Origin of the sequence: Kitasatospora griseola (assembly GCF_014648555.1) — a bacterium.
Lineage (GTDB): Bacteria > Actinomycetota > Actinomycetes > Streptomycetales > Streptomycetaceae > Kitasatospora > Kitasatospora griseola.
On sequence record NZ_BMRI01000043.1, the window covers coordinates 24,276 to 44,582 of the forward strand.

The 20,307-nt window shown below is 71.2% G+C and carries 15 protein-coding genes and 1 pseudogene; 2 read left to right on the top strand and 14 right to left on the bottom strand.

Annotation, left to right across the window (positions count from 1 at the left end):
• The first annotated feature begins 118 nt into the window (after window positions 1–118).
• Complete coding sequence (locus IEZ12_RS33095; protein WP_189277465.1) at window positions 119–2,113, top strand: ricin-type beta-trefoil lectin domain protein; 1,995 nt, start codon at window positions 119–121, stop codon at window positions 2,111–2,113.
• A 405-nt stretch (window positions 2,114–2,518) separates the two neighbouring features.
• Here the strand turns inward: IEZ12_RS33095 and IEZ12_RS33100 are convergent, their stop codons facing one another.
• The 8 genes from IEZ12_RS33100 to IEZ12_RS33135 form a co-directional block, all read right to left on the bottom strand.
• A complete protein-coding gene (locus IEZ12_RS33100) occupies window positions 2,519–3,109 on the bottom strand; it encodes a hypothetical protein (RefSeq protein WP_189277467.1) in 591 nt (196 codons plus the stop codon).
• 205 nt (window positions 3,110–3,314) lie between these two features.
• Window positions 3,315–4,322 carry a DUF4238 domain-containing protein gene (locus tag IEZ12_RS33105; protein ID WP_189277469.1) on the bottom strand — a complete coding sequence of 336 codons (1,008 nt, stop codon included), beginning with the start codon at window positions 4,320–4,322 and terminating at the stop codon, window positions 3,315–3,317.
• A 246-nt stretch (window positions 4,323–4,568) separates the two neighbouring features.
• Window positions 4,569–5,252, bottom strand: coding sequence for a hypothetical protein (locus tag IEZ12_RS33110; RefSeq protein WP_189277472.1), 684 nt, complete (start codon window positions 5,250–5,252; stop codon window positions 4,569–4,571).
• A 784-nt stretch (window positions 5,253–6,036) separates the two neighbouring features.
• Window positions 6,037–6,435, bottom strand: coding sequence for a bleomycin resistance protein (locus IEZ12_RS33115; protein ID WP_189277474.1), 399 nt, complete (start codon window positions 6,433–6,435; stop codon window positions 6,037–6,039).
• 235 nt (window positions 6,436–6,670) lie between these two features.
• Window positions 6,671–6,847: a hypothetical protein gene (locus IEZ12_RS33120; protein WP_189277476.1), complete on the bottom strand. Its 177-nt coding sequence runs from the start codon at window positions 6,845–6,847 to the stop codon at window positions 6,671–6,673.
• A gap of 260 nt (window positions 6,848–7,107) precedes the next feature.
• Window positions 7,108–7,845 carry a hypothetical protein gene (locus IEZ12_RS33125; RefSeq protein WP_189277478.1) on the bottom strand — a complete coding sequence of 246 codons (738 nt, stop codon included), beginning with the start codon at window positions 7,843–7,845 and terminating at the stop codon, window positions 7,108–7,110.
• 50 nt (window positions 7,846–7,895) lie between these two features.
• Window positions 7,896–11,780, bottom strand: coding sequence for a DUF6531 domain-containing protein (locus IEZ12_RS40260; RefSeq protein ID WP_189277480.1), 3,885 nt, complete (start codon window positions 11,778–11,780; stop codon window positions 7,896–7,898).
• Entirely contained in the window at window positions 11,777–12,505 is a 729-nt protein-coding gene (locus tag IEZ12_RS33135) for a WXG100-like domain-containing protein (RefSeq protein WP_189277488.1), read from the bottom strand. Before IEZ12_RS33135 ends, IEZ12_RS40260 begins: the two co-directional genes overlap by 4 nt.
• 236 nt (window positions 12,506–12,741) lie before the next feature.
• On the opposite strand from IEZ12_RS33135, the gene IEZ12_RS33140 reads away from it, so the two are divergent.
• Window positions 12,742–13,077 (top strand): hypothetical protein, encoded by a 336-nt coding sequence (locus tag IEZ12_RS33140; protein ID WP_189277490.1) that lies wholly within the window; start codon window positions 12,742–12,744, stop codon window positions 13,075–13,077.
• A 109-nt stretch (window positions 13,078–13,186) separates the two neighbouring features.
• On the opposite strand, the gene IEZ12_RS33145 is transcribed toward IEZ12_RS33140, so the two are convergent.
• From IEZ12_RS33145 to IEZ12_RS33170, 6 genes and pseudogenes are all read right to left on the bottom strand, one after another.
• Window positions 13,187–13,726 (bottom strand): hypothetical protein, encoded by a 540-nt coding sequence (locus IEZ12_RS33145; protein WP_189277492.1) that lies wholly within the window; start codon window positions 13,724–13,726, stop codon window positions 13,187–13,189.
• A gap of 114 nt (window positions 13,727–13,840) precedes the next feature.
• Window positions 13,841–15,688 carry a serine/threonine-protein kinase gene (locus tag IEZ12_RS40265; RefSeq protein WP_189277494.1) on the bottom strand — a complete coding sequence of 616 codons (1,848 nt, stop codon included), beginning with the start codon at window positions 15,686–15,688 and terminating at the stop codon, window positions 13,841–13,843.
• Window positions 15,689–16,367: 679 nt separating this feature from the next.
• A complete protein-coding gene (locus IEZ12_RS33155; protein ID WP_229848479.1) occupies window positions 16,368–17,501 on the bottom strand; it encodes a methyltransferase domain-containing protein in 1,134 nt (377 codons plus the stop codon).
• Between the two features lie 741 nt (window positions 17,502–18,242).
• Window positions 18,243–18,539, bottom strand: a pseudogene (locus tag IEZ12_RS33160) (Scr1 family TA system antitoxin-like transcriptional regulator); the annotation flags it as partial.
• A 462-nt stretch (window positions 18,540–19,001) separates the two neighbouring features.
• Window positions 19,002–19,463, bottom strand: a complete 462-nt coding sequence (locus IEZ12_RS33165) for a hypothetical protein (RefSeq protein WP_229848497.1) — start codon at window positions 19,461–19,463, stop codon at window positions 19,002–19,004.
• Window positions 19,372–20,238, bottom strand: coding sequence for a S1 RNA-binding domain-containing protein (locus tag IEZ12_RS33170; RefSeq protein ID WP_229848495.1), 867 nt, complete (start codon window positions 20,236–20,238; stop codon window positions 19,372–19,374). The genes IEZ12_RS33165 and IEZ12_RS33170 overlap by 92 nt, the downstream gene beginning before the upstream one ends.
• Window positions 20,239–20,307 lie beyond the last annotated feature (69 nt).

Genomic DNA, 20,307 nt, shown 5'->3' on the forward strand with positions numbered 1-20,307 from the left:
ACGAGGCGCCAGGTCATTTCCAACCGAGATGCCCTATTTGCCCTCGAATATGCGAAGAGCAAAATCCACCCCCAGGCGAAGCAAAGGGATTTACGTGAGATATCGTGTTTCTGGTGCGATGGTGGCGTCAGCCGCCCTCGCCGCCACCGTGCTGACCGGGCTGGCGTCCACCGCGCCCGCACTCGCCGACACCCCTGCCGGTACGAGCGCCCCCTCCGCGGTCGAGGACGGCGCCTACCCCGGCGCCGCCCAGATCCTGGCGGACAAGGGCATCACCCTCACCCGCGGCGATGGCGGGATCACCCTCGCCAACTGCACCCAGCCCAGCGGCTACCAGATCAAGGTCTTCGCCCGCACCGCGATCGAGGACGACGAGGACACCATCTGCTTCGCCGCCCCCGGCGCCAGCGGCTACCTCGCCTTCACCATCCCCGACGCCTACCGCATCACCACCTACAACCGCTCGGTGCGCGCGAGCCTGTCCACCGACCAGAAGCCCACCGAGACCACCGACGTCCCCGCCAACGGCACCAAGGGCATCGGCGAGACACTCGACCCCAGCACCCACGCCGTCCTGCTCGAACTGCGCGTCACCGGCTCCACCGCCACGGCGCCCGCAGGACAGCCCGCCGACCCCGCCACCGCGTTCACCGCCCGCCTCGCCATCGGCGACCAGGGCCGCGCCTGCACCGGCGCCCTCGTCGACCCGATGTGGGTCCTCACCGCGAAGTCCTGCTTCGCCGACGACCCCAGCACCGTCACCGCCGGCGCGCCCAAGACCGCCACCACCGCCACCGTCGGCCGCACCGACCTCAACACCACCGGCGGACACCTGACCAAGGTCGTCGAGCTGGCCCCCCACGCCAACCGCGACCTGGTGATGGCCCGTCTGCAGACGCCCATCACGGACATCGCGCCGCTCGCCCTCTCCGCGACCGCGGCAGCGAGTGGCGGCACCCTGACCACCGCCGGCTACGGGCGCACCGCCACCGACTGGACCCCGGGCAAGCTCCACACCCCCGTCGCCACCACCGGCACCGTCGCCGCCAACGGCTTCGACCTCGCCCCCACCGCCTCGGGCCTGATCTGCAAGGGCGACGCCGGCGCACCCCTGTGGCGCACCGAGAACGGCAAGCCCGCCCTCGCGGGTATCGTGTCCCGCTCCTGGCAGGGCGGCTGCCTCGGCACCGACGCCACCGAGACCCGCACCGGCGCCTACGCCGAGCGCACCGACGGCCTCGCTTCCTGGATCGCCCAACAGACCAGCCGGTCGTACGAGATCCTCAACCCCGCCAGCGGACGCTGCCTCAACCTGTCCGGCGCCGGCCCCTGGGCGAACAGCACGCCGATCATCGCCTGGGACTGCACCCTCGGCGCGAACAACGAGAAGTTCCAGATCACCGCCGACGGCCAGCTGCGCAACCCGACCAGCGGACGCTGCCTGAACGTCTCCGGCGCCGGCCCGGTCTGGAACAACGGCACCCCGATCATCCTGTTCGACTGCGTCGCCGGGGCGGGCAACGAGAAGTTCGAGTGGACCACTGACGGCCAGCTCCGCAACCCCGCCAGCGGACGCTGCCTCAACATCTCCGGCGCCGGCCCGTGGAACAACGGCACCCCGATCATCCTGTTCGACTGCAACAACCAGCCCAACGAAAAGTTCCAGCTCGTCGCCGACAACGAGATCCCCAACCCGGTCGGCCGGCTGAAGAACCCGGCCAGCGGACGCTGCCTCAACATCTCCGGCGCCGGCCCGGTCTGGCCGAACAGCACGCCGATCATCCTGTTCGACTGCAACGGCGAGAACAACGAGCTGTTCCAGCTCACCGCTGACGGGCAGCTCTACAACTACTCCAGCAACCGCTGCCTCAACGTCTCGGGCGCAGGACCGACCTGGGACAACGGCACCCCGATCATCCTCTTCGACTGCGTCGCCGGGGCGGGCAACGAGAAGTTCGAGTGGACCACTGACGGCCAGCTGCGCAACCCCGCCAGCGGACGCTGCCTCAACATCTCCGGCGCCGGCCCGGTCTGGAACAACCACACCCCGATCATCCTCTTCGACTGCAACAACCAGCCCAACGAGAAGTTCCAGCTCGTCAACCAGGCCTAATCACTGAGGACCCAGGGGTTGCCGCACGTACGACGGGGGTTTCCGAACCCGTGCACACGGCAACCCCTGTCTGCCTCCCCCAGCTCGCCCGGGTACCCGCATCAACCGCGGGCGCCCGGGCGAGCTTCGCTACGATCCGCCCGCTCCCGGCCGGACGGAAGGTGTGATCCGCCCGTCGATCCTGCAGGCCGCTCGCCAGGTCAGTTCCTCACGGGGCGGCCGTCGCTCAAGAGTGGCGGGCCTGATCGTCGGCCTCCGGGCCAGCCTCCGTGTACTGCGTCCCTGACGGCCGCTGCTTGCTCACACCAATAGGCGAAGCGCTGCGGCACCGCCGACCCGGCGCCAACCGGGTCGGCAGTGTTGGCCGCTACCGCAGTCCGGCGATCCGGGCGAGGTCGTGCACGTTCATGGTCGGCTGCAGCACCGAGGGCTTCCAGCCGAGGACCTCCTGGACGAAGCCGCCCTTGTCACCGCGGAACTGGTTCCAGCAGCGGTCGAGCACTGGCAGGCGCAGCCAGTTGACCGGCTCGCCGGTCTCGGTGTGCAGGGGGTGCTGAAGAAGGTCAGGAAGTTCTCGGGGATGGTGTGGCCAGCGAGCGTCGGAAGCTCGAACGGCGGGCCTTCGAAAACGCTGTGCTGCCGGCCCTGGCCGGTGACGTACCAGGAGATGATGACGTCGCCGGGGCGTGCCTGGTCGTTCTTGGCGGACAGCCGGGCGCCGACCTGCTTCACCCACTGGTCCCAGAGCTGCCGGGCGGAGATGTCCTCGGTGGTGTACTCGTCGGTGATCCAGCTGCCGTCCGGCTCCCACAGGTAGTGGAGCGGCATCCGGAAGGCCGTGCTGGGGTGGCGGAGATTGTGAAAAGTCCACTGGGTACCGGGCGGGTAGGGCCCGTTCTCGGGCGGTCCGGCCTTGCGGCGGGCGGCAGTGTAGGGCTCGCCGGTGGTTGCCATCCGCTCGCGGGCGACGTTCTTGCGGGCACGGTTCCTGGTCATGGTTCTTCTTCCTCGGCCGTACCCCACGCCCCGGCCCAGGTCATGACGACGTGCTCGTCGAAGCCAAGGTGGAACTGCTCTCGCGCGAGTCGGTGACCCTTAGCCGTCCGCTCACGACGCCGCGTGGGGGCGTCGGATCAGGCTCGGGCAGGCGCTTCTGCCGAGGCAGACAATAGCGCTCGGCCGCCGGGCACCGCCAGCGGTTTCAACCGCGGGCCGGGCTTCTCTCCCTGGTGCGCCGGCCGCCCCGGTTGAGGTAGTCGCGGACGACGGCGTCCTGGCCGCGGTGGGGCCGGAGGTAGACGTGCTGCTGGGCGGCCTCGATCTGCAGCTGGTTGAGGAAGTCGACAGTCCGCGGCGTGGCGGTGTTCATGCCGGTGCGGGGTGTCCTCCCGACCAGGAGGTGGCGAGGGCCGAAGGGCAGCACGATGGCGGTGGAGTCGCCGATCGCGACGTTGAAGACGGTCCGGCCCTCTCCCTGCTGAATCGCCAGCGCGGGGGTGTCGCCCAAGAGGAACTCACCGGCCTCGGGAACCAGGATCTCCAGCCCGCCGCCGCTGATCATCTCCTTCGCCTTGGCGAAGGTTTCCTCGATCCGCACCCGGAAGTCCGCACCGTTCTCGAAGTTCTGCAGGTGCCCGCTCAGGATCTGGTCCGCCGCCGCGGCCAAGCCCTGCGGCCCGGCGAGATGGAGTCCGCTGCGCTGCAGCACCGCAAGGCGCAGCAGGTCGGACTGGTCGGTGAGCAGTGCGGTGCGGTGCTCGGTGTAGACCTTGGCGAAGATCCGGCTGTGAACGTCACGGTAGTTCAGCGAGCGAACCAGGTGCAGGGCGATGAGGTCCTTCAGGGTCTGCACGTGCTGCTCGTGCTGGAAAACGTCGCCTCGGTCCACCGCGCGGGCGGCGTCGGGTACTCGCGTCTCGAGCCGGCCCCACACCTGTTCCAGGGACGCAGAGGCGAAGCACGCGAAGTTTTTGACCTTGCCGCACTCGCGCGGGCTCGCCATCTTGTGCCGACGGTCCGGGTGGTCGACGTTGAAGGGCACGAGCTTGTACCCGTTGCTGCCGAAAGGGACGGCGAAGCGCTTGAGCAGCACCTGGGAGATCACGTGCTGGCCGATCACGTGACGGTTGGCCTCGGGCCGGAGTTCGTCGATCCGCGCATCGATCCGTTCGGCCGCGGCCCGCCACTGATCGGGTGATCCCTCGTTCATCCGCCCAGCGTGGCAACCGGGCCCGACACTCGGGGAGGACTTTTGCCGTCGCGAGGTGCTCGAGGTACAGGCGGCCCGCCAGGATTGCGTCACAGGGGGGTGGTGACAGCCCAGCAGCAGCGCGAGACGACGGCTGCCCGGGGCGCGGGCCCAGGCGAGCGGCCGCTTCCCCCCAGGCCCGGGAACCGCTCGAGCACGCCGACGTGCGGCGCCCCGAGTGCGAACGGGCGCTGCACGGGCTGTAGGTCACTCCAGCAGCGCGCCCTGCGGGGCGATCATCGGGACCTGCAGGATGCCGGCCACGCGCAGCCGGGTGTAGGGCAGGCCGGTGCCGGGGGTGGGCTCGGCGTCGGTGTCCGTCCGGATGGCCGTGTGCATCACGGTCCGGACGTCCGAGGCGGCGAGCGTGCGCACCGCGCTGGTGTGTCTGGCCGGGCAGGTGTAGGTGACGGCGGGTCCGTCGACAGTCAGGGCGCCGCCGGACGGGGCCTGGCAGGCCGGGCAGCGGATCGCGTCGGCCAACCAGCCGCCGACCCAGGTCCTGGTCTGCTGGATGTGGCCGCTGTCGGCGTCGAGTTCGATCCGCAGCGGCGGTAGCAGCCCGGGCGGGGCGGGCAGCGCCCGCTCCCGGTCTTCGGTCATGCCGTCCAGGCGGTCGGCGAGCAGCACGGCCAGGCCGTCGATCTCAGCCTCGGGGGCGATGTCGAGCAGGGCGTCGACCAGGTCCGGGTCTGCTTCCTGAACACGGGTCGGGCCGTGCCCGATGCTCCACAGCGGATCCGCCCGGTCGATGCCGTCGGCGGCGAGCGCGGCCCGGATCCGCGAGCGGAGCCGGGCCGGGTCGGCGAGCAGGTCCCGGAGCGTTTCCAGCGGCACCTCGGCCGGCGGGCGCTGCTGTTCGACCGACGCCGTGTGCACGGTCAGGGCCAAGGCGGCCAGGACCACCGGCCGCTGCCCGCTCCCCCACGACGGCCCCAGAAGCCGCGCGGCCCGCAGCAGCGCTTGCTCCCACCGCTGCGGCGCGCCGTTCCAGCCCAACGCCCCACTGCGGTCGGCAGCGTGGTCGGTGCTCCCCGCATCAGCCCCTCCTCGACTCCGACGCCCCACGCCACCGGCCCGGGCCCGCCCCACAGGGCCCGACACAGATGCCCGGCCGCCCCACAAAACGTCGCCCGCCCGGTCCCGGCAGGCCGTCGAGCGGGCCGTCGAAACCGTCTCCCAGCTCCGGCTCCGGCCTCGCCGCCGGGCCCGGAGCGAACACGCACCGGGCCCCGCACGCGCGCGGGGCGCAGGTTCAGCGGCGGCAGCAGTGCCGGGCCCGGCGCCGAGCCGGACGCACCACGGCCGTACGGCGGACCGGGCCGACGGACACGATCGGGGCACCCGCCAGCAGCGCGGGCATCGGCGCGGACAGGGCGCTGGCGGTCAGCCCTCGTACCCGTCCGTCCGGCTGCACAGTCGAACGGGCGGCCGGGTGCCTGCTCCCTGGGACGGGCTCGGGTCCCAAGGCGGCGCGGCAGGGAAGCGCGCGCCACCCCCAGGCCGCCCGCACCAGCGCATCATGAGCGCCGGCCGCGCAACGGCTCCACGCTGTCAGCAGCTGTCGGGTTGATCCCGCGTCAGCTCGCAGAGCGGGCCGACGCCTGAGACAAGGCCGGTCGTCGGCCTTGTCCCGACCGAGGAACCGCACACGGGACTCCTCCTCTCCCGGCAGTCAGGCAGCAGCCGGGGTTCCGGACAGGCTCGGGGAGCCGACGCGGTGCAAGGTGCCGTCCGGGTCAACGTAGCCGAACTCGCGCAGCCCGTACGGGGTGTCGGCCGGATCGGTCAGACGCCCCGGCAGGTCGGCCGCCGTCCACTCGGTGTGCACCGCGTCCGCGTCCGACACGTACAGGTAGACCACCGCGCCGGTGCGCAGCGGGTCGTGCTCCGCCCACTCGGTCAGGTGGAGCTCCACCGCCCCGCGCGAGACGAAGCCGTACCCGCGGCCGTCCTCGTACGCATCGGCGGTGAACCCCAGGCGGCGGTAGCGGGCCAGGGCGGAGGCCAGGTCGCGGACCGGGACCACCGGGGCGACCCGTTCGAACGCGACGGGACGGGGCTGTACGGGCACGTGCTCCTCCTGGGGCGGGCGGTGGCGAAGGCCAGGACGGCGACGATGGCCGTGGAACCGGAGGTGGACAGTCGAGGCGCGGATGCGACAGCCGAGTGGCAGGCCGCGCACGGCAGCCGCAACGCGGGACGTTGAGGGCCGCGGAGTCCCCGCCTCGCCGGCGGGGTTCAGGGGCTGTTTGGTCGTCGAGCTCGATACGCGCCGATTGCCGCGTTGCGGGCGGCTGGTCCAGGGGTCAGGCCTGTGGGGCGAGCAAGCGCCGGGCGGCCGACGGGCCGGGCACGATCGGGTCCGGCTCCAGGAACGGCGAGCTCCCGGCGGGCAGCGGGCGCGCCTGCTCGGCGGCCGGGAGGACCTGGTCGACGGCGGGCTCGGAGAAAGCCAGTTCCAGCGGGCGGCGGTCGGGACTCATGGGCACAGTCTGACCTACCGTCGCCGGACGAACCGTCACCGGCCCGGTGCTTGCGGCACCGGGCCGGCTTCCCTGCATGGCGACCCCCGGAGTGGAACTGGCCCCGGGGCTTCGAAGTCCTGCCCGCCGGCCGCGTACAGCCCCGTACGGCTCTCCGACCGATCATGTCCCGGTCGGCCTGGCAGGGACAGCTCGACTGCACCAGCCCCTCGGCCTGGCCGCAGCTCGTCACAGGCTCTGTGCGATCGCCGCCCGGTGTGTCAGGTGGTCAGTGCGGTCTGCGCGAAGGCCAGGATCGCCGGACGGTCGAGTTCGCTGCGGGTGTCCTGGGTGTGCAGGATGTAGGTCTTCTCCCATTCGACGCGGTAGACCTGGTTCCGGAAGTTCTCGAATTCCACGAAGCTGTCCTCGGCTCCGTCCAGCAGTTCGAGCTCGCGGAGGAGCACGTCGGGCTTGGTGAGGGCGCGGCTCTTGCCGGTGCTGTGGGAGCGGGTGGTGGTGTTCTTGTAGGACATCTTCAGGAACGGCACCGGGTCGCGGTCGAGGTTGGTGACGCGCAGGCCTTGCGGGTGCGAGACCTGGGATTGGGCTTCCTCGGCGGTCTCGGTGCCGGAGAACTCGTAGTGCCAGCCGGGGAAGACCGCGTAGGTGGCCTGGTGGAGGTTCTGGTTCTCGCGGGCGTGGTAGGTGTGCGCGGCGGGGGAGGCCACGGCGACGGTGTCGAAGTCCCGGTAGCCGGTGGTGAATCCGGTCAGCGGGATCAGCGGGCGCGGGTCGTCCGTGATTCGCGCGGTGTGCTCGCGGGCGAAGGCGAGGGCGGCGCCGACGAGTTCCTCGTCGTAGGTGCCCATGGTGTTGATCTGGAGTACGTGCTGCTGATCGTCGGTCAGCGCCGCCGCGAAGTGGAAGCGGGGGTTGGGCGACCAGTGCCAGGCCTGCGGCAGGCCGGGGAGGGCCTTGGCTCCGGGCATGCCGGAGAGGGTCGCGGCCAAGTCCATGTCAGATCTCCACGTGTGCGGTCGGTGTGTCAGGTCTGCCGGGTGTGTCACTACGAGCAACGATAGTTCGGGCCGACGTCCTGACGGTACGTCTGGCCCAGCCTGGCCCCGCCGCTGGAGTTCTGGCTCCTGGTCATCGGTTCCAGGTTCGAGGTGTCGTTGTAGTAGTTCCTGCGGGTCGCGCGGTCGCTGTTGTAGCCGGTGGTGTTCCAGTGGTTGACGACCGGGTTGACGTGCTCGTAGGTGAGTTCGCCGGGCGGAATGACCTGGCCGCTGCTGTCGCGCCAGGTGAGTTGGTGGCGCGGGATCGGGTTGCCGGAGGCGTCGACGGGACTGTGGGTTCCTTGTGCGATGCCTTCGTCGGTCCAGTTCTTGATCATGTGGTCGTGGGTGCTCTGCCGGTAGTAGTCCGGGTATTCGCTGTCGCGGTTGTGGGTCACCGGGGCGGCGTTCGGGTCGCGTGCGTATTGGCCCCGGGCGTTGCGGGCAAGGCCGAGCGGGTCGCAGGCCAGCAGCGGGTTGGGGACGTAGCCGTACGCGTCGGGGGCGGGCGCGAGGCCGAGCGGGTCGGAGCTGAGGTAGCGGGCCGCGACCGGGTCGTAGTAGCGGAAGACGTTGTAGTGCAGGCGCGATTCCGGGTCGTAGTACTGGCCCGGGAAACGGAGCGGGGTGTCGGTGGCCTGCCGGCCGACGGACACCGGCACGCCCCACAGGGTGCTGCGCTGCTGCCAGGCGGTGGTGCCGTCGGGTGCGATCAGGTGGGTGGGGGTGCCGACGAGGTCGGTGACGATCGCGAAGAACCGGCGGTCGACGTCGTCCTGCTCCGTGCCGTCGCCCATGCGCTCGCTCTGGGCGATCGGGTGCAGGCCGCGGTAGTCCCAGCTGAGTGTGTAGGGGCCGGGCAGGTCCGGGCCGTAGGCGGTCTGCTCGATCAGGGTCAGGCCGGACCAGGTGAACTCGGTGTGCTCGCGCAGTGTCCACTGCCCGTCGGCCTCGACCAGGTGCTGCTTGCCGATCCGGCGTCCGAGCGGGTCGTAGCGGTAGGCCCACCGGTCGCCGTCGGGGGTGGCGACCTCGGTGAGGCGGTCCTCGGCGTCCCAGGTGTAGTGCCAGGTGCGGGTGCGGCCGGACAGCGTGGTGTGGCGGCGGGCGGTGATCCGGCCCTGTTCGTCGTAGTGGTAGCCGATCCGTCCGGCGCGGTGCAGCAGGGAGCCCTGGTAGTCGCGGGTGTCCTGGGCGGGGGTGCTGTTGCGGGCGGGCCAAGAGGCTTCGGTGAGGTGGCCGGCCGGGTCGTAGGCGTAGGTCTCGGTCCAGTCGGCGGCGTGGACGGTGGTGACGCGGCCGGCGGCGTCGAGTTCGTAGTGGGTGGTGTCGGCGGGGCGGCCGGGTTCGGTGTCGGTGAGGGCGGTGAGGGCGCCGTCCGGGCGGTACTGGTAGGCGCGGGCGAGCAGTTGGCCGCCGGCTGTGGCGGTGAGGGTCTGGGCGGTGAGGCGGTTGGTGGTGTCCCAGGCGAAGGCGAGGGAGAGTTCGGGGCCGAGGTGGCGGGTGGTCTCCCGGCCGGTGGCGTCGTGTTCGAAGGAGAGGCTGTGGCCGTCGGCGACGAGTCGGGTGGGGTTGCCGACCGCGTCGTAGGTCCAGGTGTTGAGGCTGCCGGACGGGGTGCGCCGGGTGGTGAGGTTGCCGAGTTCGTCGTAGTCGAATTCGACGGTGCGGCCGTCGACGGTCTCGGTGAGGATGCGGCCGACCGGGTCGTGGCGGCGGGTCAGCTCGCTGGTGTCGTTGCGGGCCGAGGACAGGCGCCCTGCCGGGTCGTAGGCGTACTCGGTGACGGCGCCGCCGGCGTCCTTGGTGCGGATGCGGCCGAGGGCGTCGAGGGTGTAGCGGATGTGCTGGCCGAGCGCGTTGCAGCGCTCGGTGAGTCGGCCGGCCGGGTCGTAGCGGTAGGCGACGGCGCGGCCGTCGAAGTCGGTCTCGGAGATCAGGCGGCCGGCCGGGTCGTGCTGGTAGGTCCAGGACAGGCCCTGCGGCTGGGTGACCTCGACGAGGCGCAGTTCGGTGTCGTGGGTGAAGGTGTAGCGGGTGCCGTCGGGTTCGGTGCGGGCGGCGATCTGGTGGAAGTGGGTGTACTCGATGCGGGTGGTGGCGCCCTGGGGGTCGGTGCGGGTGAGGAGGTTGCCCTCGGGGTCGTATTCCCAGGTGTCGGTGGCGCCGTCGACCTGGGTGCGGCTGAGGAGTTGCCCTTCGGTGTTCCACTGGTAGTGGGTGGTGTTGCCGAGGGGGTCGGTGATGACGGTGGGGCGGCCGAAGGCGTCGCGGGTGTAGGCGGTGCGGCCGCCGAGCGGGTCGACGGCTTCGGCGATCAGGCCGTAGGGGTCGCAGCGGACGTGGGTGGTGTCGCCGGCGGTGTTGGTGACGGTGGTCAGGTGGCCGGCGTCGTCGTAGCCGAAGCGGGTGGTGGCACCGGCGCGGTCGGTGACCTGGGTGCGGTTTCCCCGCTCGTCGTAGCTCTGGTGCCAGGTCAGGCCGTCCGGGGTGGTGATGTCGGTGGGCAGGTGCAGGTGGTTGTAGCGGACGTCGAGGGTGGTGCCGTCGGGCCGTTCGACGCGGACCACGTCGCCCTGCTCGTCGAGGGTGTTGCGGCTGGTGTTGCCCAGGGCGTCGGTGTAGGCGAGCAGTTGTCCGTGGGGGTTGTGGTCGACGTGGACGGCGTGGCCGAGCGGGTCGACGACGGCGGTGAGGTGGTGGTGCTCGTCGTAGTGGTACTCGGTGGTGTGGCCGAGGCTGTCGGTGACGGTGGTGCGCCGGCCGGCGGTGTCGTAGCCGAAGTCGGCGTCCAGGGCGCCGTCCGGGCCGCGGCCGTGGGCGACGCGGCCGTCGGGCCCGTACTCATAGGTGTAGCCGTGGCCGTTGCGGTCGGTCCAGGTGGTGATCCGGTCCTGGTCGTCCCAGTCGTAGATCAGCGGTTGGCCGGAGGAGTTGAGGATGTCGGTGAGCCGGCCGCGCATGTCGTACCGGAAGCCGACGACGGTTGTGCCGAGGCCGTGGTTGGTGCCGTCGAGCAGGCGCAGTTCCTCGATCCGGGGCCCGTCGGCGGTGTGCACGGTGTCGACGGCGACGTGGTAGCCGCCGGAGTGCCGGACCTCGACGGGGTGGAGCGTGTCGTCGTCGTGGAGGAAGTCGATGCGGTGGCCGTTGCGGTCGCTCAGCGCGACGATCGGGCGGATCTCCCCGACCCGGAAGGCCGTGCCGGATCCGGGTCCGGCGGCGGAGGGGAAGTGCCTGGTCCAGCCGTGTTCCTGGTCCTCGATCAGGAAGTCGCCGCTGTCCCTGTCCCAGGTCAGCGGCCAGCGCGCGCCGGCCTGCGGGTGGACGGTCTGGCCGGGGTGGGTGGGCAGCGGGTAGTGGAGGATCTGCGCGTCGTCGCCGGCGTAGTGGACGCCGTCCGCGTCGATCTCGACGCGCTGGTCGAGCGTCGAGGACCAGCCCGGGCCTAACAGCCGGCCGCCCACGTAGCCGGAGGCGTAGGCGCGGCGCAGTACGACCGGGAGCAGGCCGGGCAGTTCCAGGTCTGTGGCCGAGGTGATCATCTGGCCGGAGATGACGTCGACCGGGTCGCCGCCGGTCTGGCAGCGGCCGTTGCCGTTGACGCCCTGTCCCTTGCGGTTGCCGTTGTTCAGCGGCTTGCTGCCGGCTCCGCGCTTGCCGCCACCGCCGGAGCGGGGGTGCGGGACGCCGCCCTTGCCGTCGCCCTTGAAGATCTTCTCCAGGTCCTTGGCGTGCTTGGCCTCGATCTCCCGGGTGTTCTTCGCGACGGTCTTCAGGTTGTCGCCGGCCTTGCGGTAGAAGTTCTTCAACGCCTTGCCGGCGTCCTCGGCGAGGGTCTTGCCGAGTTTCTGCGCCCCGTGCTCCAGTGCTTTGACGATCTGGTTGCTCATTCGAAGCTCACCCCCGCGATCTTGGACTGGAACATCTGCGCGTGGCCTGCGACGGCGTCCGCCTGGTCGTGCATCATCCGGGCGTGCTCCTCGAGTGCGTCCGGGTCGATCTGGAAGCCGGAGCCTCCCCCGCCGCCGTCGGCGGACACGCCGAGTACGGACTCCGCGGCCTGGAACACCAGCCCCTGCACGGCGTTCGCCACCGTGTCGACCAGCGGTCCGATCGCGGCCTCCACCACCTGCGCGATGATGTACTGCTCCAACTGCTGCTCGAGGTAGTTGATCAGGCGCTTCGCGGCCTCCTCGATCAGGATCACCGCGGCCTCGGCGGCGCCGAGGGTGGCGACCGCTGCGGCCTGGTCGGCGATGAACGCCGCGGCCAGTACGACGAGTTCGCCGATCGTCTCGACCTTCATCGCGACGATCACGTCCGCAGCGATGTCCAGCGCGTCCGCGACCACGTGGCAGGCCTGCACCAGTTCGTTGAGGTGGCTGTCAGACAGCGAAGCCCACTTGGCGAGGAGCGCCTCGTAGGACGCGCCCTGGTATGCCTGCCCGAGTTGCTGCACCGTGGACGTCGACTGCTGGTGAACCGAATCCACGTTCTGCGCGAACTCCCGGACGTGCGCGCCGAACTCACGCACCTTGTCCTCGTTCACCGTCGGCCAGTTGATGCCGATGAACGACAGGAACTCGACTACCTCGCTTGGGAGTTCGATTGCCACAGCACGCCTTCCCCGTCGGCGACCAGACCTGAGCAGACAGTAGCCGAAGACCTCGGCTCACCTACTTGGCTCTTCCACATTCGTGACAAAGGAGCGGTCCGTTGAAAAGCCGGAGCCGCAGCGCTTCCCTGCCGCGACGGCCCTACTGGATGCGTTGTCGTTCATGCCTCGATGCCGCCGAACAGCCGGACGCGTCCCGCCGTCCGACGCGGGTGCCGCCGGCTTGGAGCGGGTGCTTGAATCCCGCGTACAAGCCGTCGTTCGTGTGGAAGGGCGGAAGTCGCATCCTGCGGCCGAAGGAGGAATTCGTGTTGACGAAGGAGACCGTCGAGTGGGTGGAGCAGTGGCCGCCGCCGCAGGGCATGCCGATTCGTCAGGTGTACGCGGTGGTGTTCGAGGCCGAGACCGGTGCCGTCGTTGTTCAGGACGATGCCGGACGCTTCAACCTTCCTGGCGGGACTCCGGAAGAGGAGGACGAGGACCTGGTCGCCACTTTTGCAGCGCGAGTGCTACGAGGAGAGCCAGCTCGTCCTGAAGGACTGGGCTCCGGTGGGCTACCAGGTGGTGCGTGAGGCCGGGCGTGATCCTTACGCCCGGGTGCGATATGCGGCGCTACTGAAGCGGGCCGACGCAGTAGCGGCGGACCCGTGTACGGGCCGGGCGTACGGGCGGGTTCTGGTGTCACCGCCCGATGCCGCCGAACTGCTCGGGTGGGGTGATCGGGGTGCCGCTCAGTTGTGTGCCGCCTGCCGTGTCGCTGTGCAGCTGTGGCGCCTGACGACCCCTGCCGCGGGCATGGAACGCCACGATCTGACGTAGACGGGTGATCGTGTACGCGGCCGCGACAACGGTGGCGCGTGCCAGCGCCACCATTCGCAGGTTCCAGGGGAGTCCACGTGTTCGGCGTGTGGGAAGCACGGTCTCCCGCAGGGTGCGGATGAGCGCGAGGTAGGGATGCCAGCGCGACAGGTACCAGAGGCGGGTGCCGTGGGAGGTTCGGCAGCGGGCCAGGCCCTGGCCGGACAGGGCGCTCTTGCGCAGGAGTGCACGGGCGTCGAGATGGTCGTGGTGGTCGGTGGCCATGCACGGATCGAAGCGGATCTGGTTCGCGAGACCGGCTGCGGCAAGCCGGAGCTGGTAGTCCACGTCCTCGAAGGCACCGCGGGTGAAGGCGAGTGCCGTGATCCGGTGCGTGCGGGCGGCGTGGAGGTCGACGAGCATGTTCCCGCCTGCGGCCATCATCGGCGGTGCGTACCGCATACGGGTGGGTGCGGTACGTGCTGCGATCGGCGGCCTGAAAGCAAAGGCCCGTTGGCGGCACGATGACGGGAGCGGTCAGCCTACCGGGGGGATGCGCCATTGCTGGGCGATGTTGCCCGGGGTGCAGTTCTCCATGGTGGCCGCGTTGCCGGAGCCGTTGTCGGTCAGGCAGAGGCTGGCCATGTAGTCCTTGAGGTAGTACGCGCCCTGCGTAGGTGCCGGGACCACCGACCAGTTGGTCAGGACGTTGAATCCCGAGCGCAGGGTGACCGCCGTCCCGGTGTCGTTCTGGACCAGGATCGGCTTGCTCAGGTTGCAGGGGTACAGCGCGTACCAGCCGCCCGGGTCCGGGCCGGAGCGGTACCAGCCGAACGAGGTGTTGCGGTCCATCACCGCCGCCGTGCCGCCCGCCAGTGTGTTCGTCGCCAGGCCGAGCCGCTGCCCGCTGCCCACCGAGGTCAGGTACCCCCAGCCGGTGCCCCCGCACCCTGCCGGTGGTCCGGAGTTCGTTCCGCCGGTGCCGCCGGTGCCGGCGGTTGGCGTGTTCGGCGGGGTGGTGGTGCCGCCGGGCTGCTGGTTGCCGCCACCGTTACCGCCACCGCTGTTACGGCCGCCACTGCTGCCGGTGCCTCCTCCGCCACCGGTGCCGCCGCCCTGGGGCGGGTGCGTGCCGGTGGTGCCCGGCTGGTCGGGCGAGGTCTGCTGCTCCGGGCCGGGGGAGGGCGGGTCTGAGGCTGGCGGAGAGGCGGAGAGGGAAGCGGAAGGCGGGGCGGACCCGAGCGGGCTGCTCGACGTCGACATCGCCGGGAGGGGTGATCCACCGCCGGTTCCGGAGGTCGGGCCGGAACCCGCCTGCGCGGTGTCGGACTTCCACGGCGCGGTCTGGACCAGGAACACGCCGCCTGCGCCCAGTGAGATCACCACCGGTACGACGATCGGCACCAGCAGTCGGCGCCGCCGGCTTTCCGGACGCGGAGTCTCCTCGGTCCGCATACCGGTGTCCGCCTGAGGGGTGGCCGGGACGGTGCTCGGCGTCGGACTGTCCGGCACAGTGGCCAGCAGGGTGTCCGCCGCCACCGCCCTTGCCGAGGCGGGGAGTTCGGCGGCCGCGCGTGCCGCCGCGGCCATCGCCGCCGCGTCCGGGAAGCGGTCCGCCGGGTCCTTGGCGAGCGCCCGCGCGACGAACTCCCGCACGGGCGCCGGGAATGCCTCGGCCAGTCCCGGCGGCGGCTGCTGGAGATGCTTGACCACCACCTCCAGCACTGTCTCACCCGTGAAGGGCGGCTGTCCCGTGAGCAGTTCGAAACAGACCACACCGATCGAGTACAGGTCGGAGCGGGGCGTGACGGCCTGGCCGCCGGCCTGCTCCGGCGCCGCGTACAGGGCCGTGCCCAGCACCGAGTGGGTGGTCGTCAGCCTGGTGCCCGCCAACGCCCGGGCGATCCCGAAGTCCGTGACGACCACGCCGCCGTCGTCCCGCACCATCAGGTTCGACGGCTTCAGGTCCCGGTGCACGATGTCCCGCGCGTGCGCGGCGTGCAACGCGTCCAGCACCTGCGCGACCAGCCCCAGTGCCCGGGCCGGAACCATCGGTCCGTCCTGCGCCAGCACCCGGTGCAGCGGGCGGCCCTCGATCAGCTCCATCACGATGTACGTCGCCCGGACGTCGGTGGTCTCGGCCGGCTCGCAGTAGTCGATCACCTGGACTATGCCCGGATGCCGCACCGTCGCCAGGATTCGGGCCTCGCGCCGGAACCGCTCGATGAAGTCCTGCTCGTCGCCCAGCCCCGGATGCATCATCTTGATCGCGACGGCTCGGCCCAGCACCCCGTCCTCGGCCCGCCAGACCTCGCCCATGCCGCCACTGCCCAGCCGTTCGCCCAGCGTGTAGCGCCCGCCCAGTACCGTGCCAGGTCCCCACATCCCGCTTCCCCCATGACTCGGCCTGACATGACAGGTCGTCAAGTCAAGAGTCCCAGGCTTGCCAGATCCACGACACCCTGCCCGTCGTCAATCCCGCCGCTCGTTGCCGAACTGCGACCTGCGAACTGTGGCCTGTGGCGTCCGGCCCGAGCGGCTGCACCGGTGTTTCGCTGCCGGGTTGCCCTGCCGCCGCCCGCTCGGCGGAGTCCGGCGGCGCCCGCGATCCCCGCCGAATCGTCCGGTGGCAGCCGTAGCAGGCCGCTGAGGTGCGCGCTGTCTCGGTGAGGCCGTCGCGGAGGGCGGTGAGGGGCCAGCACCTCGATTTCGGCGCCCGGGGCAGGAGCGTTTCGTGGGCGTGGTCGATCGACTCGATGGGGATCCGGGCCTCGATCCAGCTCTCGCCCACACGCGGTGCCCCGAGGCGGCGGGCGCCCTCCGGAGTGAGCCGAACCGGGGCGCGGCCGAGGTGCACTCGGGCCCGGGAATCGGCCGGGTGACGGCCCCAGCAGGCGGTCAGGGAGAAGCCGTCGGGGAGGGCTAGCCGCTCGTCCAGGTGATGGTTCGAGAGTCTGGTCGACCTGGTAGGTGCGCACCCCGGACAGCCCGCCCGCAACCAGACACCCAATGGCCGGCCTTCAACACCAGCCCTGGCACCGGACCGGGCGGGCAGGCGGGCCGGTCAGATCGGCTGGTCGGGGTCGTCGAGCCAGGCGTGCCAGCCGGTCGGGGTGACGGTGAGTCCGAGGCGCTCGACACCGGGCTCGCCCGCCCGCTGCCACCAGGTGAGGGTCCGTTCGAAGTCGTCCCACAGGCGGCGGCCGCCGTACTGGCGGACGTGGTGGACGTCATGGCCGTCGCGAAAGGTTCCGGCGGCCCAGGCCGGGACGGTGAGGGAGTACAGCCACAGGGTGCGGGCGCCGTCGTCGTGGACCTGGACGGCGCGGGTCACGTCCCTCAGCCTGAGGCCGGCGGCGAAGGGGAACGGGTCGAACTTGCCGTGCGGGGGCAGCGCGTGGGCGGTGGTGGTCTCGATGACGGTGCCGCCGGCGGGTGGGGGTGCGGGCCAGGTGAGGCGTTGGGAGCGCATCTTCATGAACTCCACCTGTTGCAGGAAGGGGCCGGTGGCGGTGCCGTCGGTGTTCACGGTGAGGCGGACGAGGGCGTCGGCGTTGGAGTAGTGGGTGCCGAACGGGGCGAGGATCATGCCGCCGGGGCGGGTCTGCTCGATCCACGCGCGGGGGATGTCGCGCAGGCCGTAGGTGGCGATGGTGCGGTCGTAGGGGGCGCCGTCCGGGTGGCCGAGCACGCCGTCGCCGCAGACAGTGCGGGGGCGGTAGCCGGCGGCGTGCAGGCGGGTGCGGGCGTAGGCGGCGACCTGCGGGTCGATCTCGATGGTGGTGACGTTGGCGTCGCCGAGGCGGTGGGCGAGCAGGGCGGCGTTCCAGCCGGTGCCGGTGCCTTGCTCGATCACCCGCATCCCCGGCTCGGCCTGGAGCCGGTCGAGCATCGAGGCGACCAGGGACGGTTGCGAGGCGGAGCTGGTGGGGACCGTGCCGGGTGCGGTGCCGTGGTGCGCGCCGTCGTCCCACTGGGTGACGATCGGGATGTCCGCGGCCGCGGCCTCCAGCCAGCCGGCCTCGTCGCTGGTCCGGTCGACGGGGCGGCTGGTGCCGGTGGCCATGTCGTGGGCCCAGACCAGGTCGGGCAGGAACAGGGACCGCGGGACGGCGTCGAAGGCCGGCGCCCACTGGTCGGCGACGGGGAAGGACCGCCCCGGTGCGGGGCGGCCCTCCTGCTCGGGTGCGAGCGTCACTTGCGGTGTCCCCCGTCCCCGGGCGGAGTCGAGCCGTCGGGGGACGGCGGCTCGGGAGGTGTCCACGGAGTGCCCGGGTGCCCGTCCCCTTCCCCGCCGCTCGATCCCCCGCCGTCCTGGCCTCCGTGCGTGTCCATACCGAGCTCCTTGTCGTCGCTGCGATGGTGCCCTCCCAGGACCCGGGAGGAGTAGAGGGGCACTGCGGGCGCATCGGGGCGGGGGGGGTGCGCCGGTGCGTGGCGAGCCGTGGCCGTCGTGGTGGCCGTTGCGACGCGACGGGCCGCTACCGGGCCTCGCTCGGACTCGGCTGCGGGATGCGCCCCGATCAGGGACGGCAGGATGCCGGTGCCGCCGGTCCCGTTCCCGGCACCGATCCGCACGCCCCGCACTGCGGTTCCGTGCTCGGCGATGGCCGGTGCCTGTGGCTGACGGCCGGTCTTCACGGCAGTGCCGACCGCGTCGCTGACGGCGAGTTCGCCGGCGGCCTCGACCACGTCTTCCAGTTCCCCGGGCACCGCGGTGCGCGTCGGACGGTGGTCCGTGGTGGCGTCGCGCGGCGTCGGGCTGCGGCGCCCGGGCGGAGGCTGCGGAGGGCGGCCGGGTCGGGGGCTCGACAGCCACAGGTGTCTCCGCTCTCTCGTTGATGATGGCCGCCGCGACACCGGTGTCGGAGCGGGCAGCAGTTCGACGGTAGGGAGCGGGGTCCGCACCCTCAAGGCGTTTGCACGCGTTTGCAGGGATTCACTCCAGGGAGGCGGCGGCCCGGGTGATCAGGGCCCTGGCCGGCGCGCCGTGGACGGCGAAGCTTCCCAGCCGGTCGAAGGCCTGGGCGTAGAGGCCGATCTCGGTGGGCGTGGTGACGGTGACCTGGGCGGACAGCAGCTCCACCCCGGCCTCGACGTCGTCGAAGATGTTGAACGTCCCCGCCGGCCACATGGTGCGGGTCGCGGTGAACGGGATGACGCCGAGCGAGACGGCGGGCAGCGCCATCACCGCGAGCAGGTGTTCCAGTTGCTCGGCCATCGTCTCGGCGCGGCCGGGCGGGTGGTGGCGGTGAGTAGAGCAGGGTGCGGGCGGCGGCCAGGGCGTGCTGGTCGGTGTTCTGCTCCACCCAGTTCATGCGGGCCTGGGCGTCCCGAGGCCAGGTGCTGTGCGCGGCCTCGGCGTTGGAGCGGTGCCGGTGGGCGGCGTCGGCCAGCCAGGCGGCGAAGGCGCGACCGGCGGCCGGACCCATCAGCGAGATGTACGAGTTCACGGACTCCAGTCGGTCGGCCCAGGTCTCGATCAGCACGGTGGGTCGGTCGGGGTCGTCCAGGACGACGGGGCTGCTGGTGCTGCGGGTGCGTCCCGGCAGCCAGGTGTCGCGGCCCTCGTGGACGGCGTCGTCGGCGGCGGACAGCAGCAACTCGGCGGCTTGATCCAGGACCTGGTCGGGCATCAGGGCCCGGGCGCCGCTCACTGCCGGGCCTCGTCGGCAGCAGCAGGGCGGGTGTCTCGTCGTCACCGAGGTCGAGCAGGGCCAGGACGACGGCGTACTTGGCGGGCGGGAAGCCCTGGGTGTCGCTGCCGGTGCGCTCGTACCGCGCGCATCGTGTCGGCAAAGTGCCGCAGCAAGGCCGCCCGGACCTGCTCGGTCGTCGCCTCGAAGCCGGCCGCGATCTCGGTCCAGGTCGCGCCGAGGCGCAGCTGGATGAGGACGGTCGGGCCGGAGTCCATGCCGGGACCCAGGTAGGGCGCGCGGGAAGTCTCGACCGCCTGCCAGCCCTCGTCGTCGTGGCCGGGCTGGTCCTCCCAGCGGCCGGCCAGCACGACCAGTTCGTTCCAGCGCTCGGCGATCACATGCTCCAGGTCGGTGGTGTCGTCGTGGGCGTCAGCGAGCAGCTCCAGGTCGGCAGATCTCCTGCTGATCGCGGCCAGCCGACGCCCCGTGGGGCGTTCCCCTGAGCGGCACGACACCGGCATGCCGGGCGTCCTCCGGCCTGGAAAGGAACACCCTTCGCTGTGGCCGCTCAACGTCCGTAACAACGACTGACATCTCGTCGCCCACCTGAAAGACCTCCGGCAGGCCGGCTGCGGGCCTGCCGCGGACCTCTGTGAAGGGCACCAGGCCCACGACTCCGTTTCCGACGTCAACGAAAGCGCCGAAGGGGAGCACCTTGACGACCGTCCCGCGAAGCCTCTGCCCCACCACCGCGCCGTCGGCGAACGCCTGGAAGGGGTCGCGCAACAGTGCACGCAACGACAGCCTGGCCTCCGCATTGTGAGTGTCGAATTGGAGGAACTCGCATGACACGCGCTGTCCGAGCTCCACGACGTCGGTCGGAGCTTCGATGTGGCGCCAGGACAGTTCGGGGATCGTGATAAACCCGACGCCGGGGAACATGGGATGGTCCGGTCCGTTGTCCAAGGCCACGAAGACCCCGAACCGCTCGATCGCCGCGACGGTGCCAGAAAGGATCTCGCCGCGGTGCAGTGACTCCAGGAACGCCCAGAGACCCGGGCTCTCAGACTGCCAATCCATGCCCGCCACCTTGGCAGATGCCGTAGGTCGACGACACCCCCACGAGACGACCACAGACCGTAACGGCCTCGCGATCGACTTCACGAACCGCTCGTAGAAGGTGACCATGTGCGCCAGCAGCGGCAGCTCCCGGCGCAGGCGCTCGGCCAGCGAGGGGGTCAGCCGCTCGCCGTTGGCCAGTACCTGCCCGCTCTTGCCGACCGCGACGGACAGCACCTCGCCGTCCGGGGCGAAGTGGTACTTCGTCTCGGCGTCGCTATCAGCCCGGTGGCGACGGCCCGGTTC

Bases quoted from the DNA above. Each gene is read 5' to 3' on its own strand.
- IEZ12_RS33095 (WP_189277465.1), top strand. From the start codon at position 119: ATGGTGGCGTCAGCCGCCCTCGCCGCCACCGTGCTGACCGGGCTGGCG.
- IEZ12_RS33100 (WP_189277467.1), bottom strand. From the start codon at position 3,109: ATGACCAGGAACCGTGCCCGCAAGAACGTCGCCCGCGAGCGGATGGCA.
- IEZ12_RS33105 (WP_189277469.1), bottom strand. From the start codon at position 4,322: ATGAACGAGGGATCACCCGATCAGTGGCGGGCCGCGGCCGAACGGATC.
- IEZ12_RS33120 (WP_189277476.1), bottom strand. From the start codon at position 6,847: ATGAGTCCCGACCGCCGCCCGCTGGAACTGGCTTTCTCCGAGCCCGCC.
- IEZ12_RS33125 (WP_189277478.1), bottom strand. From the start codon at position 7,845: ATGGACTTGGCCGCGACCCTCTCCGGCATGCCCGGAGCCAAGGCCCTC.
- IEZ12_RS40260 (WP_189277480.1), bottom strand. From the start codon at position 11,780: ATGAGCAACCAGATCGTCAAAGCACTGGAGCACGGGGCGCAGAAACTC.
- IEZ12_RS33145 (WP_189277492.1), bottom strand. From the start codon at position 13,726: ATGCTCGTCGACCTCCACGCCGCCCGCACGCACCGGATCACGGCACTC.
- IEZ12_RS40265 (WP_189277494.1), bottom strand. From the start codon at position 15,688: ATGTGGGGACCTGGCACGGTACTGGGCGGGCGCTACACGCTGGGCGAA.
- IEZ12_RS33165 (WP_229848497.1), bottom strand. From the start codon at position 19,463: ATGCCGGTGTCGTGCCGCTCAGGGGAACGCCCCACGGGGCGTCGGCTG.